The 18614-nt window shown below is 45.8% G+C and carries 10 protein-coding genes and 1 pseudogene; all 11 read left to right on the top strand.

All coding sequences use genetic code 11. From position 1 onward, the window contains the following. Nucleotides 1-519: 519 nt before the first annotated feature. The gene (gene gltB / locus AB6D06_RS16140) at nt 520-5067 is read left to right on the top strand and encodes a glutamate synthase large subunit (protein WP_372111027.1); all 4548 of its coding nucleotides are present in this window, start codon (nt 520-522) and stop codon (nt 5065-5067) included. After that, nucleotides 5067-6536, top strand: a complete 1470-nt coding sequence (locus AB6D06_RS16135) for a glutamate synthase subunit beta (protein ID WP_372100353.1) — start codon at nt 5067-5069, stop codon at nt 6534-6536. The genes gltB (AB6D06_RS16140) and AB6D06_RS16135 overlap by 1 nt, the downstream gene beginning before the upstream one ends. A gap of 428 nt (nt 6537-6964) precedes the next feature. Next, complete coding sequence (gene gltB, locus AB6D06_RS16130; RefSeq protein WP_372111023.1) at nt 6965-11428, top strand: glutamate synthase large subunit; 4464 nt, start codon at nt 6965-6967, stop codon at nt 11426-11428. A gap of 16 nt (nt 11429-11444) precedes the next feature. After that, nucleotides 11445-12857 carry an FAD-dependent oxidoreductase gene (locus tag AB6D06_RS16125; protein WP_372100350.1) on the top strand — a complete coding sequence of 471 codons (1413 nt, stop codon included), beginning with the start codon at nt 11445-11447 and terminating at the stop codon, nt 12855-12857. 172 nt (nt 12858-13029) lie between these two features. After that, entirely contained in the window at nt 13030-13458 is a 429-nt protein-coding gene (locus AB6D06_RS16120; RefSeq protein WP_229647461.1) for a DUF1499 domain-containing protein, read from the top strand. A 127-nt stretch (nt 13459-13585) separates the two neighbouring features. Beyond that, on the top strand, nt 13586-14281 hold the full coding sequence (gene mtnN / locus AB6D06_RS16115; protein WP_012603226.1) for a 5'-methylthioadenosine/S-adenosylhomocysteine nucleosidase: 696 nt from the start codon (nt 13586-13588) through the stop codon (nt 14279-14281). Between the two features lie 10 nt (nt 14282-14291). After that, complete coding sequence (locus AB6D06_RS16110) at nt 14292-15245, top strand: cobalamin biosynthesis family protein (protein ID WP_229647462.1); 954 nt, start codon at nt 14292-14294, stop codon at nt 15243-15245. Nucleotide 15246: 1 nt separating this feature from the next. Next, a complete protein-coding gene (gene btuF, locus AB6D06_RS16105) occupies nt 15247-16116 on the top strand; it encodes a vitamin B12 ABC transporter substrate-binding protein BtuF (RefSeq protein WP_017062892.1) in 870 nt (289 codons plus the stop codon). A 74-nt stretch (nt 16117-16190) separates the two neighbouring features. After that, nucleotides 16191-16808, top strand: a complete 618-nt coding sequence (locus tag AB6D06_RS16100) for a TRIC cation channel family protein (RefSeq protein ID WP_017070823.1) — start codon at nt 16191-16193, stop codon at nt 16806-16808. A gap of 245 nt (nt 16809-17053) precedes the next feature. After that, a pseudogene (locus tag AB6D06_RS16095) lies at nt 17054-17563 on the top strand (IS5/IS1182 family transposase); the annotation flags it as partial. Between the two features lie 668 nt (nt 17564-18231). Then, nucleotides 18232-18507: a hypothetical protein gene (locus tag AB6D06_RS16090; RefSeq protein ID WP_017066511.1), complete on the top strand. Its 276-nt coding sequence runs from the start codon at nt 18232-18234 to the stop codon at nt 18505-18507. The last annotated feature ends 107 nt before the right edge of the window (nt 18508-18614 follow it).

Genomic DNA, 18614 nt, shown 5'->3' with positions numbered 1-18614 from the left:
CACTCAAGTAAATAAGAATGAATATCAGTCTTTTTTGAAAAAAAATTACATCCCTGCAAAATTCGACCAATTAGTTTACTCAAGGCTTTTTGCGAGCAACCTAACAAATATCAATAAACATGCAAAAAATCGGCTCTATTTGCCTAATGTTGCACATTTGTTAGGCATTAAATTCAAAATAAAACGAAAAAAATGGTCTACATGGGTCAACTTTCATTGCAATTCGCCTAGACAAAATTGTAGGATACTTACACATATTGGCTATTTTTGAGTATTTACTTACAACGAAAACTTGCTAATAAGTCGGTGATATCTAACTCCCACCTATATAAACCACTAGTTTGTGGTTAAAAATAAACAGGTATCACTAAGGATTGTTTTTCTCGCAATACTTTTCCTGCGAGATACGGAAAGGATTCAAACCGCCAGCATAGGCAGGTTTAGACCCATAAATATAAAAGGACAAGGCTGACTTTATACAAATAAGTTGCGCCTAGATTTAACTGGAAGGATGTATCTATGGTAGATCAAGAGCAGAACTCACAGGGTCTGTATACTCCTGAATTGGAGCATGACGCTTGTGGTATCGGTTTTGTTGCGCATCTAAAGAATCGCAAATCTCATGATGTAGTAACTCAAGCACTCGATATGCTTGCACGTATGGAACACCGTGGCGGCCAAGGCTGCGATCCGTGTTCTGGTGATGGTGCAGGTATCCTGCTACAGAAGCCGCACGAATTCTTACTAGAAGAAGCCGTAAAGCTTGGAATTAAGCTGCCATCTTTTGAAAAATATGGTGTTGGTGTTGTACTTTTCCCTAAAGATGAACACAAACGTGCACAGTGTCGTGACATTCTAGAACGCAATGCACAACGCCTTGAGTTAGAAGTTATCGGTTACCGTGAACTTCCAACGGACAATTCAATGATTGGTGCTGACCCACTAAGCACTGAACCTCAATTTGAACACGTATTTATTTCTGGCGGCCCTGGTATCACACCAGAAGAGCTTGAGCGTAAACTGTATGTTCTACGTAACTACACGGTTCGTGTATGCCTAGAAAGCGTTTCAAATATCGGTGATGACTTCTACATCAACTCTATGTCTTACAAGACATTGGTGTACAAAGGTCAGCTAACAACTGAACAAGTTCCTCAGTACTTCCTAGATCTGCAAAACCCAACCATGGTGACAGCTCTAGCACTAGTACACTCTCGCTTCTCTACCAATACATTCCCACGTTGGCGTCTAGCTCAGCCTTTCCGTTACATCGCGCACAATGGCGAAATCAATACGGTTCGCGGCAACCTGAACTGGATGAAAGCACGTGAAGCAATCCTAGAATCGGATCTGTTTACACAAGCTGAAATCGACATGCTGCTTCCTATCTGTCAGGAAGGTAGTTCGGATTCATCAAACTTCGATATGGCACTTGAGCTACTTGTTCTTTCAGGTCGTACTCTGCCACACGCGTTGATGATGATGATCCCAGAAGCATGGCAAGAAAACAAAAACATGGACCCAACTCGTCGTGCGTTCTACCAGTACCACGCGAACGTTATGGAACCATGGGATGGCCCAGCATCAGTATGTTTCACCGATGGTGTTCAAGTAGGTGCAACACTGGACCGTAATGGTCTGCGTCCTTCTCGCTACACAGTAACTAAAGACGACTTCCTAGTAATGGCGTCTGAGTCTGGTGTTGTTGAGATTGCACCTGAAAACGTTGAGTACCGTGGTCGTCTGCAACCAGGTCGTATTTTTGTTGCTGACCTTGAGCAAGGCCGCATCATTTCTGATGAAGAAGTGAAAGACAGCATTGCTAAAGCACAACCTTACGAAAAGTGGGTTGAAGAGAACCTTCTGAGCTTGAAAAAGCTACCTGATGCGAGCAACGAATTTAGCCAACCTTCTCCAGAGAAACTACTACACAAACAACAATCGTTTGGCGTGAGTTCTGAAGAAGTAAACGAAATCATTCTACCTCTTGCGAAAACAGGCTACGAGCCACTTTCTGCAATGGGTGCTGACTGGCCGCTAGCGATTCTTTCTCACCAATCGCAGCACCTTTCAAACTACTTCAAACAGTTGTTTGCACAAGTAACTAACCCGCCGATCGACCCGATTCGTGAGCGCATGGTTATGTCTCTGAACACTTACCTAGGTAAAGACCAGAACTTACTTGCTGAAACACCTGAGCACTGTCAAAAAGTAGAACTTGAGTCTCCAGTACTGTCTAACTCTGAGTTAGAAAAACTGCGTGCAATCGATAACGAGCACCTTCAGGCGAAGACGCTGGATATCGTATTCCAAGCAAATGGCGACCAAGGTAAGTTAGAGCGCGCACTTAAGCGTATCTGCCAATACGCAGAAGACGCAGTGATTGATGGCTACTCTATCATCCTACTGACAGACCGTGCGGTTAACTCTAACCATGCCGCTATTCCAGCAATGCTGGCGGTTGGCGCGGTTCACCACCACCTAATCCGTAAAGGTCTACGTGCTAAGTGTGACATCGTTGTTGAAACGGGCGACGCTCGTGAGACACACCACTTTGCAACGCTTATCGGTTATGGTGCAAACGCAGTTAACCCATACCTAGTTATTGAAACGATTGTTGAACTGCAACGTACTAAGAAGCTAGATCCAAACGTACACCCACGTGAGTTATTCGATAACTACCGTAAAGGTGTTAACGGCGGTCTACTTAAGATCTTCTCTAAGATGGGGATCTCTACGCTGCAGTCTTACCACGGTGCACAAATCTTTGAAGCACTTGGTGTTAGCAAATCAGTGGTTGAAAAATACTTCACAGGTACTGTTTCTCGTATTCAAGGTCTGACGATCGACGATATCGCACGTGAAGTACTGGTTCGTCACCGTGTTGGTTACCCAGCTCGTGAAATCCCAGCTCAAATCCTTGATGTTGGCGGTGTTTACCAGTGGAAACAACGTGGTGAGAAGCACTTATTCAACCCAGAAACCATCTCTCTACTTCAGGAGTCGACGCGTAACAAAGATTACGGTCAGTTCAAGAAGTACGCAAAAGCAGTTGATGACCAAGGCGACAACGCAGCAACGCTACGTAGCCAACTTGATTTCATCAAAAACCCAGCAGGCTCTATTCCTCTAGCGGAAGTAGAACCAATCGAGAATATCCTTAAGCGTTTCGCTACTGGCGCAATGAGCTTTGGTTCAATCTCGCATGAAGCTCACTCAACACTCGCTGTTGCTATGAACCGCATTGGCGCGAAATCAAACTCAGGTGAAGGTGGTGAAGATCCAGCACGTTTCGAACGCAAAGAAAACGGTGACTGGGAACGTTCAGCAATCAAACAAGTAGCTTCTGGTCGCTTTGGTGTAACGTCTTACTACCTATCTAACGCTGATGAGCTACAAATCAAGATGGCTCAAGGTGCAAAACCGGGCGAAGGTGGTCAACTACCTGGTGATAAGGTTGATGACTGGATCGGCGCAACGCGTCACTCGCCTCCGGGCGTAGGTCTTATCTCGCCACCGCCACACCACGATATCTACTCAATCGAAGATTTGGCTCAGCTGATCTACGATCTGAAAAACGCGAACCGTAATGGCCGTGTAAACGTGAAGCTAGTATCAGAAGCTGGCGTAGGTACGATTGCATCGGGTGTAGCGAAAGCGAAAGCTGACGTGGTACTTATCGCAGGTTTTGATGGTGGTACGGGTGCATCTCCGATGTCTTCTATCCGTCACACAGGTCTGCCTTGGGAGCTGGGTCTAGCGGAAACGCACCAAACACTACTGAAAAACGGCCTACGTAACCGTATCGTTGTTCAGTCTGATGGTCAGATGAAAACACCACGTGACCTTGCAGTAGCAACGTTACTTGGCGCTGAAGAATGGGGCGTAGCAACAGCAGCTCTAGTGGTTGAAGGCTGTATCATGATGCGTAAGTGTCACAAGAATACCTGTCCTGTTGGTATCGCAACACAAAACAAAACTCTGCGTGAGCGTTTCGACGGCCGCGTAGAAGACGTAGTGACTTTCTTCCAATACATGGCTGAAGGTCTGCGTGAGGTAATGGCTGAACTTGGCTTCCGCTCTATCGATGAGATGGTAGGTCAATCGCACAAACTTAAAGTTCGTGACGACATCGGCCACTGGAAGTACAAGAACCTAGATCTAACACCTGTACTGCACATTGAGCAGGCACGTGAAGAAGATGGTATCTACAACCAGACGCAACAAAACCACAACCTAGAAGACGTTCTAGACCGCAAGTTGATTCAAGCTGCGATTCCAGCTCTTGAGAAAGGCGAAGCCGTGAATGCGAGCTTCCCTATCATCAACACGGACCGCTCTGCTGGTACCATGCTGTCAAACGAAATCTCGAAGGTTTACAAAGACCAAGGTTTACCACAGCCAATGAACGTTAAGTTCCACGGTAGTGCTGGTCAATCTTTCGGTGCGTTCCTTGCGAAAGGCGTTAAGTTCGAAGTAGAAGGCGACGCGAACGATTACTGGGGTAAAGGTCTGTCTGGCGGTACTTTGGTACTGTACCCAGATGCGAAATCTTCTATCGTTGCTGAAGATAACATCGTGGTTGGTAACGTATGTTTCTACGGTGCGACCTCAGGTGAATCTTTCATTCGCGGTATGGCAGGCGAACGTTTCTGTGTTCGTAACTCAGGTGCGAAGGTTGTTGTTGAGGGCGTTGGTGACCACGGTTGTGAATACATGACTGGTGGTGTTGCCATTATCCTTGGTTCAACAGGTCGTAACTTTGCTGCGGGCATGAGTGGCGGTGTCGCTTATGTTTGGGACAAAGCGGGTGACTTCGAAACCAAGCTTAACCCAGAACTTGTAGACCTAGATCCAATTGAACAAGAAGATAAAGATCTTCTACTAGATATGCTAACCAAGCACGTTGAATTCACAGGAAGTGAAGTTGCTCAGTCTTTCCTAGACAACTTTGAAGCAAGTGTTGCATCACTGATTAAAGTTATGCCACGCGACTACAAAGCAGTTCTTGAGAAGCGTAAAGCTGAAGCACAACAGGCACAAACGGAAGAAGTGGAGGCAGTATAATGGGTAAGCCTACTGGATTTTTAGAACACGGTCGCGAGCTTCCAAAGAAGCTCGATCCATCGGTTCGTATTGAAGACAACAAAGAGTTCGTACTTAACGAAGAGTTTGGTGACAAGATCAATACTCAAGCATCTCGTTGTATGGACTGTGGCGTACCTTTCTGTCACAACGGCTGTCCGATTGGTAACATCATCCCAGAATTCAATGATGCGGTTTACCGTGACAGCTGGGAAGAGGCTTGGAATATCCTAAGCTCTACCAACAACTTCCCTGAGTTTACCGGTCGTGTTTGTCCTGCTCCTTGTGAAAGTGCCTGTGTTCTTGGTATCAACCAAGACCCAATCACTATCTGTAATATCGAGAAAACGATTGTTGAAACTGCGTACCGTAAAGGGTACGCAAAACCTAAAACACCACGCTCTCGCACAGGTAAAACTGTCGCAGTTATCGGTTCAGGTCCTGCTGGCTTAGCCGCAGCGGAGCAGCTAAACAGCGCTGGTCACTCGGTAACGGTATTTGAACGTGACGAGAAAGTCGGTGGTCTACTTCGCTTCGGTATCCCAGATTTCAAACTGGGTATGGACGTGATTGATCGTAAGATCAACCTAATGGCTGAAGCGGGCGTTGAGTTTAAAGTTAACCAACACATCGGTGTTGATGTTAACGCTCAGCAGCTACGCCAAGAGTTTGATGTGGTATTGCTAACGGGTGGTTCTACGGTTCCACGTGACTTGCCAATCCCTGGTCGTGAGTTGAAAGGCGTTCACTTTGCCATGGAATTCCTTGGTCAAAACAACCGCCGTGCTAACAACCTAGATCTTAAAACAGAAGAGATTCACGCTAAAGATAAGCACGTTGTGGTTATCGGTGGTGGTGATACTGGTTCTGACTGTGTGGGCACATCAAACCGTCATAAGGCAGCGAGCATTACTCAGGTTGAGATCATGCCGATCCCACCAGAGAAGCGCCCTGCAAACATGCCTTGGCCTCAATACCCAATGATCATGAAAACCACCACTTCTCACGAAGAAGGTTGTGAACGTCACTGGAACATCTTAACCAAAGAGTTCATCGGTAACGAGCAAGGTCAAGTGACGGGTCTACGTATTGCTGACATCGTTTGGCAAGATGCGAAACCAGGTGAGCGTCCAGGCTTTGATGAAGTCGCGAACTCTGAACGTGTTATTCCTTGTGACATGGCATTCCTAGCAATGGGCTTCTTACACCCGGAGCCAACCGGCGTGCTTGCTCAACTAGACATTAAACTGGACGAGCGCGGTAACGTCGCTTCTGAAGGTTTTGCAACGAACCAGAAAGGCGTTTTCGCTGCTGGTGATATGCGTACTGGTCAATCTCTAGTTGTACGTTGTATTAATGAAGGTCGTGAATGTGCAATTGCCATTGATGACTTCTTAATGGGTAACTCAAACTTAGAAGCGAAAGCTGATTCACTCATGCTTTCCGCATAATATTTCTCGGGCTAACGTCAATTACGTTAGCCTAGAGGAAAAGCAATACCCTTCCTAACTTTTATATTTGGCTAGCACTCGATGCTAGCCTTTTTTCTATCTGGCATTTGTCGTTTTCAAAATCATCCTGTTGTATATGTTAAATCTCGTTAACATTCACCTTATATATCTCATTGATATCCATCGACTATTTTAGATTATTAAGTGGCTAATCGCGTTTATGCATGATAATTAACCATGAACTTGACCTTAAACACAATTAGCTATACGTTGTAAAGCTGATGAAAATAAAATCAATCGGTTTTGTTAACACAACCAATAACGTTTTAACTGGCTAAAGCAAACTATCAGTTTATAAAAAACAACAAGTATATGAATAGTTAGTCATTTACTGTCTGGATGACAGAGAAGCAAAAGGGAGAATTGCAATGGCTCTATATGATCCTAGTCTTGAAAAAGACAACTGTGGATTTGGTTTAATAGCGCAAATGGAAGGCCAACCTAGTCATAAGTTGGTAAGAACTGCTATTTCAGCCCTCGATCGCATGACACACCGTGGTGGTATCGCTGCGGATGGTAAAACCGGGGATGGCTGTGGCTTATTACTACAGAAGCCTGACTCTTATCTCAGAATTATTGCTGAAGAGAATAACTTCAAGCTCGGCAAGCAATACGCTGTCGGCATGATTTTCTTCAGCCAAGATCCAATCAAAGCGCAATCCGCGCAAGACATCGTCAATAAAGAGCTAGCTCAAGAGACCTTAACGGTTGCAGGTTGGCGCGTAGTACCGACCAACACCGACGTATTAGGTCCGATTGCCAAAGATTCAGTTCCCAATATTCAGCAAGTGTTTATCTCGGCCCCCGCGGGTTGGCGTGAACGCGATATTGAACGACGCCTTTATATCGCTCGTCGCAGAATTGAAAAACAGATCACCGAAGACAAAGATTTCTATATTTGTAGCCTTTCAACACAAGTAATGGTCTACAAAGGTCTGTGTATGCCAGCCGATCTTCCGCGATTTTACCTCGATCTTGCAGACTTACGTATGGAATCTGCAATATGTCTGTTCCACCAGCGTTTCTCAACCAATACTCAACCACGCTGGCCACTGGCTCAACCATTCCGCTATTTAGCGCACAATGGTGAGATCAATACCATTGAAGGTAACCGACAATGGGCTAAGGCTCGTGCCTATAAATTCTCTTCGCCGTTGCTGCCAGATTTACAAACCGCCGCACCCTTTGTGAATGAGACAGGCTCAGATTCATCAAGCCTAGATAACATGCTCGACCTGTTCCTTGCCGGTGGTATGGATGTGTTCCGAGCGATGCGCATGCTTGTGCCGCCCGCTTGGCAAAACCACCCAGATATGGACCCAGATCTACGTGCATTCTACGACTTCAACTCCAAGCACATGGAACCGTGGGATGGCCCTGCAGGTATCGTACTTTCTGATGGTCGTTACGCTGCGTGTAACCTCGATAGAAACGGCCTGCGTCCTGCGCGTTATGTGATTACCAAAGACAATCTAATCACGCTCGCATCAGAAGTCGGTATCTGGAACTACGCACCGGATGAAGTCGCAGAGAAAGGCCGTGTTGGCCCGGGCGAACTGTTGGTAATAGATACTCGCCGCGGCAAGCTATGGCAATCTAATGAGATCGACAATGACCTCAAAGGCCGCCACCCATATAAAGAGTGGATGGAAAAGAACGTTCACAAGTTAACGCCATTTTCTGCGCTGCAAGATGAGCAAGTCGGTAAGCGCAGCTTTGACGATGACACGCTCAAGACCTACCAAAAACAGTTTGCGATGAGCAACGAAGAGTCCGACCAAGTGCTGCGTGTGCTTGGTGATATGGGACAGGAAGCGGTAGGCTCAATGGGCGATGATACGCCGATGGCTGTGCTCTCTTCAAAAGAGCGTCTGGTTACTGATTACTTCCGCCAGAAATTTGCACAGGTCACCAACCCACCGATTGATCCACTGCGTGAAAAACACGTGATGTCTTTGGCGACCAGTATTGGTAAAGAGATGAACGTGTTCTGTGAAACAGACGGTCACGCCTATCGTGTCACGTTTGATTCACCAGTACTGCTTTACTCTGACATGCAGCAGCTTCTGCAGTTGAGTCAAAAACATTATCGTCATGTCATTCTCAGCATGCACTACGATCCTAACCATCAAGACCTTGAACAAGCAATCAAAGCAGTATGTGATAGCGCCGAACAAGAAGTCAGCGAAGGTGCGGTTTTAGTTGTGCTGTCGGACAAAGGTTTAGATAAAGGAAAACTACCGATCCCTGCAGCCATGTTGGTTGGTGCGGTGCAAACAAGGCTTGCTGATACCAACCTGCGTTGTGATGCCAACATCGTTGTTGAGACAGCAACTGCGCGCGACCCACACCAATTTGCTGTGCTGCTTGGCTTCGGTGCAACCGCGGTTTACCCATACCTCGCTTATGAAGCGTTAGGTAAAATGTTGGATGATGGCTCTTTAGATAAAGATTATCGTGCCGCAATGCAAAATTACCAAAACGGCATCAACAAAGGTCTGTACAAGATCATGTCGAAGATGGGAATTTCAACCATTGCCTCTTATCGCTGTTCACAGCTTTTCGAAGCCGTTGGCCTTCATTCCGATGTTGTTGAGCTCTGTTTCCGCGGAGTTACTACTCGAATCCAAGGCGCAAGCTTTAGCGATTTCCAGCAAGATATCTATAACTTATCTCGTAAAGCCTGGACTAAGCGTAAGCCAATCGAGCACGGTGGTTTACTCAAATACGTACACGGCGGCGAATATCACGCCTATAACCCTGATGTGGTTGGCACTCTGCAAACTGCAGTAAAAACAGGTGAGACATCGGATTATCTCTCTTTTGCTAAGCAAGTAAATGCTCGTCCAGCTGCGATGTTACGCGACTTAATGAGCCTCAAAAAAGCCGATCAGCCTCTACCACTAGAGCAAGTCGAGCCTAACAGCGATCTGTTTAAACGCTTCGACTCTGCGGCAATGTCGATCGGTGCTTTGAGCCCAGAAGCGCATGAAGCATTAGCAATGGCGATGAACCGCTTGGGTGGTTACTCAAACTCTGGTGAAGGTGGTGAAGACCCTCGACGCTTTGGTACTGACCGTAACTCTCGTATCAAGCAGATAGCTTCCGGTCGTTTTGGTGTGACGCCACATTACTTAACCAATGCGGATGTTTTGCAGATCAAGGTCGCGCAAGGTGCGAAGCCTGGAGAAGGTGGTCAACTGCCCGGCCATAAAGTTACCGCAGAAATCGCTAAGCTGAGATATTCAGTTCAAGGGGTGACACTGATCTCCCCTCCTCCACATCACGATATTTATTCTATCGAGGATCTAGCGCAGCTGATTTTCGACCTTAAACAAGTGAACCCTAAAGCCTTGGTTTCAGTAAAGTTAGTATCGGAACCGGGTGTAGGCACGATTGCAACTGGTGTAGCGAAAGCCTATGCCGATCTGATCACCATTTCTGGCTACGATGGCGGTACCGCGGCAAGCCCTCTAACCTCGGTAAAATACGCAGGTTGCCCTTGGGAGCTTGGCTTAGCAGAAACTCAACAAGCACTGGTTGCTAACGGGCTTCGTCATAAGATCCGCCTGCAAGTCGATGGTGGTTTAAAAACTGGCCTTGATGTGATTAAAGGTGCGATTCTCGGTGCAGAAAGCTTTGGTTTTGGTACCGCGCCAATGGTCGCAATGGGTTGTAAGTTCTTACGAATTTGTCACCTAAACAACTGTGCGACGGGTGTTGCGACTCAAGATGAAACACTACGCCGCGAATACTTCAAAGGCCTGCCAGACATGGTGGTGAACTACTTTACAGGCCTAGCCGATGAAGTTCGCCAATACCTTGCAGAACTCGGCGTAGAAAAACTCACGGACCTGATTGGTCGTACTGACTTACTTGAAGCCGTTCAAGGCCTCACCGCGAAACAGAACAAGCTCGATCTCTCTTCAATACTCGAAGCTCCGGTATCTCCAGAAGGTCACCCACTGTTTTGGACCGAGCCAAACGCACCATTTGATAAAGCTCAGCTCAACCAGCAGATTCTGGATGATGCACTCGATGCAATTGAGAAACGTCAATCCACCAGCCTTTACTACAACGTGATCAACACAGACCGCTCGATTGGTGCTCGTATCTCTGGTGAAATTGCTAAGCGATACGGCAACCAAGGGATGGCAGGTTCACCAATCAAGTTATATCTCGACGGTACAGCAGGCCAATCTTTTGCGGTTTGGAACGCAGGCGGCGTTGAGCTTTACCTAACAGGCGATGCCAATGACTATGTTGGCAAAGGCATGGCTGGCGGCAAAGTGGTTATCAAGCCTCACCAAGGCACCGCATTTACTTGTAACGAAGCGACCATCATAGGCAACACCTGTCTGTATGGCGCAACTGGAGGCAAGCTGTTTGCAGCTGGTACGGCTGGCGAACGATTTGGCGTACGTAACTCAGGTACGGTTGCTGTGATTGAAGGCGCTGGTGACAACGCCTGTGAATACATGACCGGCGGTATTGTTGCCATTCTTGGCGCAACTGGCGTCAACTTCGGCGCCGGTATGACAGGTGGTTTTGCTTATGTCATGGATAAGAACGAAGACTTCCAAGGTCGAGTAAATAACGAGTCGGTCGAGGCACTTTCTCTGTCTGACTTATTTATCCACCAAGAACATCTGCGTGGCTTAATTGCAGAGCACTTAGAAGAGACTGGCTCAGTACACGCTGAAGCTATTCTGGCGAACTTTGATGAATGGATTCCGAAGTTCTACCTAGTGAAGCCGAAGACGGCGGACCTTAATACCTTGCTCGGTCATCAAAGCCGCAGCTCTGCTGAACTTCGTGTTCAAGCGCAATAATTGGAAGGAGCCAATAATGAGCCAGAATGTATACCAATTTATTGATGTGAATCGCGTAGATCCAGCGAAGAAACCAATCAAAATTCGTAAGATTGAGTTTGTAGAGATCTACGAACCTTTCACTAAACAACAAGCTAAGGCGCAAGCTGACCGCTGTTTAGACTGTGGTAATCCTTACTGTGAATGGAAGTGCCCAGTCCACAACTACATCCCTCAATGGCTCAAGCTTGCCAATGAAGGGCGCATTATCGAAGCGGCTGAACTGTCCCACCAAACCAACAGCTTGCCTGAGGTTTGCGGACGAGTTTGTCCTCAAGACCGTTTGTGTGAAGGCTCTTGTACCCTCAACGACGATTTCGGCGCAGTAACCATCGGCAACATTGAAAAATACATCAATGACAAAGCGTTTGAGATGGGTTGGAAGCCAGACATGTCGCATGTCGAATGGACTGATAAAAAGGTCGCAATCATCGGTGCAGGCCCCGCAGGTCTTGCTGCTGCTGATATCTTAGTTCGAAACGGTGTGAAGGCCGTAGTATTTGACCGCTATCCGGAGATCGGTGGCCTACTGACGTTTGGTATTCCATCGTTCAAGCTTGAGAAAGGCATCATGGAAAATCGTCGCCGTATCTTTAGCGAGATGGGCGTCGAGTTCCAAATGAATACCGAAGTCGGCAAAGATGTACAACTTCAGCAACTCGTCGATGACTACGACGCTGTTTTCCTTGGTGTCGGCACCTATAAAAACATGCGTGCGGGTTTAGACAACGAAGATGCACCGGGTGTTTATGATGCTCTGCCATTCTTGATTTCTAATACCTACAAGGTCATGGAACTGGAAAACCCAACCCCATTTATCGATATGCAAGGTAAGAAAGTCGTCGTGCTTGGTGGTGGTGATACGGCGATGGACTGCGTTCGAACCTCTATTCGTCAGAATGCGGCAGATGTGGTGTGTGCTTACCGCCGAGATGAAGCCAACATGCCAGGTTCTCGCCGTGAGGTAAAAAATGCACGTGAAGAGGGGGTGAAGTTCAAGTTCAACCTACAACCTATCGGCTTAGAGCTTAACAGCGCTGGTCATGTGGTTGGTGTGAAATTCGTGAAAACCGCTTTGGGTGAGCCTGATGAAGCAGGCCGTCGTCGTCCAGAACCTGTCGAAGGCAGTGAGCATGTTCTTGAGGCTGATGCCGTAATTATGGCATTTGGTTTCCAACCTCATACGATGGAATGGCTAGAACCTTTCGGTGTGGAGCTCGATCAGTGGGGTCGCATCAAGGCTCCTAACAAACAAGAGTTTCAATACCAAACCACCAACAGCAAGATATTTGCAGGTGGCGATGCGGTTCGAGGATCTGACTTAGTGGTGACCGCTATCGATGAAGGCCGTAAAGCCGCAGAAGGGATCTTGGACTACCTAGAAGTGTGACTAATCTAAGGTATCCTTTATTACTCAGGCCGTTACTATAAAAAAGGGATCCAATGATGGATCCTTTTTTGAATTAGATACGTTTATCACAAGCATATCGAAAAATACGTAAAACAATCGCAAACAAGCCAATACCTATAACTACAATTAAAACAACGCCATAGGAAACACTATGAAAAAAGCCGCTCTCCTCTCTCTATCTCTTTTGACTTTAACCGCTTGCAGCCAAGGAATCACGGACATGAAAGACAGAACTTCATCACCTTGTGGAGACAAACCAAACTGCGTATCAACTCAAGATGACCGTGAGCAGCACGCATTGGCCGCGTTTGAGTTGTCAGATTCAGCGAACTTGGATGCGATTGAGCAGGTTGCACTAACCTTACCGGGATCGAAAACCGCGAGTAAAACAGAAGATTATCTGCGTGTTGAATGTACCTCTCGCATCATGCGTTTTGTCGATGACTTAGAGCTTAAGATCACGGATGGCAAACTGATCGTGCGTTCAGAGTCTCGTACTGGCCATTCTGATTTTGGCGTAAACCGAAAACGAGCTGAACAACTTCGTGCTAGCTTGAAAAGCGAAGACCTAATCAAATAGATAAAAGAATACGCAGATAAATCACTACTATTCGGATGAGAAGTGCCTCTGGGCAGTCGCTCGACACTTCTTATCCATGCTACAATTTCGCTCTACTGTTTAAATATTATTTATTAAGAGACTACACATGAAAATCGGCATCATTGGCGCAATGGAGCAAGAAGTTGCGATCCTAAAAGCAGCAATTTCAGACATTACTGAAGTTAATAAAGGCGGTTGTACCTTTTTCTCTGGTCAGCTAAATGGTGTTGACGTTGTTTTGCTTCAATCTGGCATTGGTAAAGTAGCAGCGGCTGTTGGTACTTCAATCCTACTAAGCGAATACCAACCAGATGTCGTTCTTAACACGGGCTCTGCTGGCGGTTTTGATTCAACACTGAACCTTGGCGATGTGGTTATCTCTACTGAAGTTCGTCACCACGATGCAGACGTTACGGCTTTCGGTTACGAAATCGGCCAAATGGCAGGTCAACCTGCAGCGTTCAAAGCTGACGACAAGCTGATGGCTGTTGCAGAACAAGCACTAGCACAAATGGAAGATAAGCACGCCGTTCGTGGCCTTATCTGTACTGGTGACGCATTTGTTTGTACAGCAGAACGCCAAGAGTTCATCCGTAAGCACTTCCCATCAGTGGTAGCTGTAGAGATGGAAGCATCGGCTATCGCTCAAGCTTGTCACCAATTCCAAGTACCATTCGTGGTTGTTCGTGCAATCTCTGATGTTGCAGACAAAGAATCACCAATGAGCTTCGAAGAGTTCCTGCCACTAGCAGCGCAAAGCTCTTCTGAAATGGTTATCAAGATGGTTGCCCTACTAAAGTAAGCGACTAGACATGCAAACACTGTTTGATCAGGTATTTGCAAATGGCGTGCTCCTTGTGATGTGGGGAGCACTGCTTTTTCATTTAATTTTACCTATCCCCCATGCCGCACACCCCACGACCTTATGGCATAAGTTTGCTGAGCTTTTAGCAAGCAAGGTTAATAACAACCACAACTATTCCCAAAGCTTAATCTCAGGTACATTAGCTTGGGGGTTAATGGTACTGCCAACTCTGGTTATTCTCTTGGCACTGCAATCGTTGGTTTGGCAATCTCAACTGTTTGAATTGGCACTGTTATTACTCGCGATTGATTGGCGCAATAATGAAAAGCTGGCTAACCAACTGATCAAAGCACTTGGCCGAGAAGATAAAGCGGCCGCTCGTCAGTTACTGGCTCCGATTGTCAATCGTCAAACCGAATCACTTTCGTCACTTGGCCTCGGCAAAGCCGCCACAGAAACCATCATCATGGGTTACGCTCGTAACGTAGTTTGTGTGTTTTTCTGGTACGCCATTGGTGGTGGAATCGCTGCGTTAATGTATCGCCTTGTGGTCGAGTTAGCTCGAGCTTGGTCGCCAAGTCGCAAGCAATTTTCTCCGTTCGGCTCAACGGCGATCAAGATAGTCGCGATTCTCGAATTTATACCGATGCGTTTGTTTGCTTTGATGATCGTATGTGGTGATAAAGCAACGCACACATTTAAGATGATGTTAGTCCAAAGTCGCTCTTGGCCACTACCCGGCCCAGCCTGGTTGATCACGGCTGTTGGCAACAAGCTTGAACTATCATTGGGTGGCCCTGCGATTTACGACAACACTAAAGCCATTCGCGCAAAATTAGGCGGAAGAATCGCACCGTCAGCTCTGCATCTATCTCAGGTTCAGAAACTACTCTTTGGTCGCATCGCTATCTGGATATTTTTACAAAGCCTAGCCTTACTATTTATTCACCAAGGGATTTAGAGTGGAATCTTCAGCACTTGTTACAAGCCTTACTATTTTGTCTTCCAGCTTATGGCTGCCTTTATCATTTGCAGAAGAAGTACCACTGACTCAAGAACAAGTACAGCCGGCTCAACGCGTGGTCAGCCTTGCTCCTCATGCCACTGAACTCGCGTACAGCGCAGGTTTAGGTAACAACCTTGTCGCCGTAAGTGAACGAAGTGATTACCCACCACAAGCCGATAAGCTTGAAAAAGTGGCAAACTATCAAGGTATCAAGGTTGAGAAGATCATCGCACTTCAGCCTGATTTGATTCTTGCGTGGCCAGCGGGAAACCCGCCCAGAGAGCTCGCGAAACTAGAGCAATTTGGTTTTAATATTTACTACTCCAAGACCAAAAGCCTAGACAGTATCGCAACCAATATTGAACAACTGAGCCAATACGCTAGCGATCCAAGTATTGGCGAAAATAACGCTCAGCAATACAGAGAGCAGCTCAACGCCTTGAGACTAAAATACAAAGATGCCGAGTCAGTAAACTACTTCTACCAACTCAGTGAAAAGCCGATCATCACTGTTGCTCAAGGACACTGGCCAAGTGAGGTGTTTGAGTTTTGTGGTGGACACAATATTTTTGAAGACAGCGCCTCGCCATATCCGCAAGTTGGTATTGAACAAGTTGTATTAAGAAAACCGCAAGTGATCTTCACTTCTCAGCACGCGATTGAGAATGGAACCATGTGGCAAACATGGGAAGATGAAATCCCAGCAGTCGCTCAAAATCAGATTTGGTCCCTCAATTCAGACTGGATTAATCGCCCGACAACAAGAACTTTGAAAGCGATCCAACAAGTATGCGATTTCTTCGATAGAGCTAGGCAAAATCACTAACTATTTGCTGCGTTTTTTCGTACAATTCGCCACCGACCTGTCCCTACAATTTTAACTATAAGAGCACCAGTATCATGGACTCCATGCTGCTTTATATTATCGATTTATTTGGCACTGCCATCTTTGCTGTCTCAGGCGTATTTGTCGCAGGCCGTCTTAAGATGGATCCCTTTGGCGTAGCCGTTCTAGGCAGTGTTACCGCAATTGGTGGCGGCACAATTCGTGACATGGCATTGGGTGCAACTCCCGTGTTTTGGATCACCGATACCACCTACCTTTGGGTCATCATCATCACCTGTTTGTTGACCATGATTATTGTAAGACGCCCGAAACGTCTGGCTTGGTGGATATTGCCGGTATGTGATGCGATTGGCCTAGCGGTGTTTGTTGGCATTGGTGTAGAAAAAGCACTTATCTATCAAGATTCAGCACTAGTGGCGATCATCATGGGTGTCATCACCGGCTGCGGTGGCGGTATTATCCGCGACGTACTTGCCCGTGAAGTGCCTATGATTCTAAGAAGTGAAGTCTACGCGACCGCTTGTATCATTGGTGGCGCTTTCCATACCGTGGCGATCAGCATGGGGCACGACTCAGAAACTGCATTTCTGGCCGGCGTGTTCTCAACACTATTGATCAGGCTTGGCGCTATTCGTTGGCATTTATCATTGCCGACCTTCGCCATCAAATAAGCTATCGTTACAAAGTGAAAGGCTCCGCAAAGGGGCCTCTATCATCTACATTTTAGTGTGAACTAAGCAGCCTTCACGAAATGACCTGCTACGAAATACCAATCCCTTCCAATTTTCATCATTGATTTGTGTGCGTTTACTCGCACACGTTTAAGAGGCCTCTCTCGTACACAAATTGCAAAATATCTCCAAGTCAGTCGAACCAAGATAAATAAGTGGGGGGATTGAGGTTAGCCCCCCCCTTTAATTACACCTGTATAAGCTATCGCTCACAAACGGTAAAGTTAAATATTGGAATAAATATAAAGGTGCTGCTCACCACATAGCCATAGACTCAACAGAACTCAGGACCTTTAGAGAGAGTGAGTAAAAGATGAAAAACATGGCTCGAAAAGCAGAGAACATAGCGTAAGCTTTGACGTTGATATCCACGAAGCCATTAGTTATTAGATTAGCCTTGTAAAGCTTGGCGATAATGAGGTGATGCCAACATTATTTATTTCTTTACGTAGAAAGATCCGCGCCGTCTCAGAGGGGGGAGACTTACGACACAAAAATTCAGCACTTTGGAAAGACGGACATCCCAGAAATGAAAGAGTAACAGCTCTGAAAAATGGGATTATAACGGAGTGGAAAGCCAAGCTTGGTTATCACTACCTGAAATCGCAATGCCGCGATATAAAGGGCTATTCAGTGGTCAATTAAGCTTGAGATATTACAACGTTCAAGGGGCAAATCTTGTCGTTAATATATGATTATATTGAAATTCACCTCATTATCACGCCGAAAAACTGGTTAAGTTCGAAGATTACAAACCTCAAATTGCAACAAAAAGAATCAATTAGACACTCTCTCACAAAAAAACTTACCATCTGGTTAGTAAAAAAAGTGACCGCCATCAAACTTTCTAGTTAAAGTTCCTTATCTACAACCATAAGCTCACTCAATCAAAATAAACCCATCGATAAAAATCTGAACAAACATCACAAAAATGGAACGCTCATCGGCACCAATAAATTATGTTACAAATGGTTTCTAGTGCAAACTCAATTTGCGCATGGCTACAATGACGCGCTCAAAAGTCAATCAGACATAAGTGTTCGAAAAAGCACTTTTAAAACTCAACTAGCCCATAGAAACTGAGTTTATAGAAACAGTACGCATCTGCTTGGCGATCAATTATCGAGCAATTGAGATGGTTATTAACCTTTAATCACGAAATAGAAATCACCCAAAATAAATTATTGACATTGGAATGGTTGTACGTAAAAAACCTGACAGAACTTTTTATTACAAATATAATTTATTACACTTCCATGACAATTAACAAAAATAAAATAAAAGTGAAACAATTAATGCATTTGACTTAATTGTTCTACGTGGATTAACCTTTTAGAACACAAACACTAATTAGGGGATTAAAATGAACGACTCAATTAAAGAAGCTAGACTTAAGAACAACATGAAGAACCCAATTGTTGCCTTAGCACTTGGCTTCTTTATTCCAGGTGCTGGTCAAATGTACGCAGGAAGCGTCATGTGGGGTATTATTAATCTAATCATTGCTATTGTATGTGCAATTACCGTGATTGCATCTCCAATTAGTTTCATCATTTGGGCTGTAGCACTATTTATGGGTTACAAAGGCACAAAAGAGTTTAACAACAAAGTATTGGATACAGCGGAAAGCCAAGCCTAGTCTTTGCAAGAGCAATCGCACAATATATACACTCAATAGTTTGATTTAGTGGCTAGGGCGTGTTGATCTTTCGTGAGTGTTTTTTGAACAGCATGGTAAAGAGTTAT

The sequence above is a fragment of the Vibrio sp. 10N.239.311.G01 genome, from assembly GCF_041465805.1.
Lineage (GTDB): Bacteria > Pseudomonadota > Gammaproteobacteria > Enterobacterales > Vibrionaceae > Vibrio > Vibrio crassostreae_C.
Note: the sequence above shows the minus strand (reverse complement) of the source record. Positions and strands in the feature narration are given on the sequence as shown.

What these genes read in the sequence shown, in the direction of transcription:
- gltB (WP_372111027.1), top strand. Translation starts at nt 520, where the DNA reads ATGGTAGATCAAGAGCAGAACTCACAGGGTCTGTATACTCCTGAATTG.
- AB6D06_RS16135 (WP_372100353.1), top strand. Translation starts at nt 5,067, where the DNA reads ATGGGTAAGCCTACTGGATTTTTAGAACACGGTCGCGAGCTTCCAAAG.
- gltB (WP_372111023.1), top strand. Translation starts at nt 6,965, where the DNA reads ATGGCTCTATATGATCCTAGTCTTGAAAAAGACAACTGTGGATTTGGT.
- AB6D06_RS16125 (WP_372100350.1), top strand. Translation starts at nt 11,445, where the DNA reads ATGAGCCAGAATGTATACCAATTTATTGATGTGAATCGCGTAGATCCA.
- AB6D06_RS16120 (WP_229647461.1), top strand. Translation starts at nt 13,030, where the DNA reads ATGAAAAAAGCCGCTCTCCTCTCTCTATCTCTTTTGACTTTAACCGCT.
- mtnN (WP_012603226.1), top strand. Translation starts at nt 13,586, where the DNA reads ATGAAAATCGGCATCATTGGCGCAATGGAGCAAGAAGTTGCGATCCTA.
- AB6D06_RS16110 (WP_229647462.1), top strand. Translation starts at nt 14,292, where the DNA reads ATGCAAACACTGTTTGATCAGGTATTTGCAAATGGCGTGCTCCTTGTG.
- AB6D06_RS16100 (WP_017070823.1), top strand. Translation starts at nt 16,191, where the DNA reads ATGGACTCCATGCTGCTTTATATTATCGATTTATTTGGCACTGCCATC.
- AB6D06_RS16090 (WP_017066511.1), top strand. Translation starts at nt 18,232, where the DNA reads ATGAACGACTCAATTAAAGAAGCTAGACTTAAGAACAACATGAAGAAC.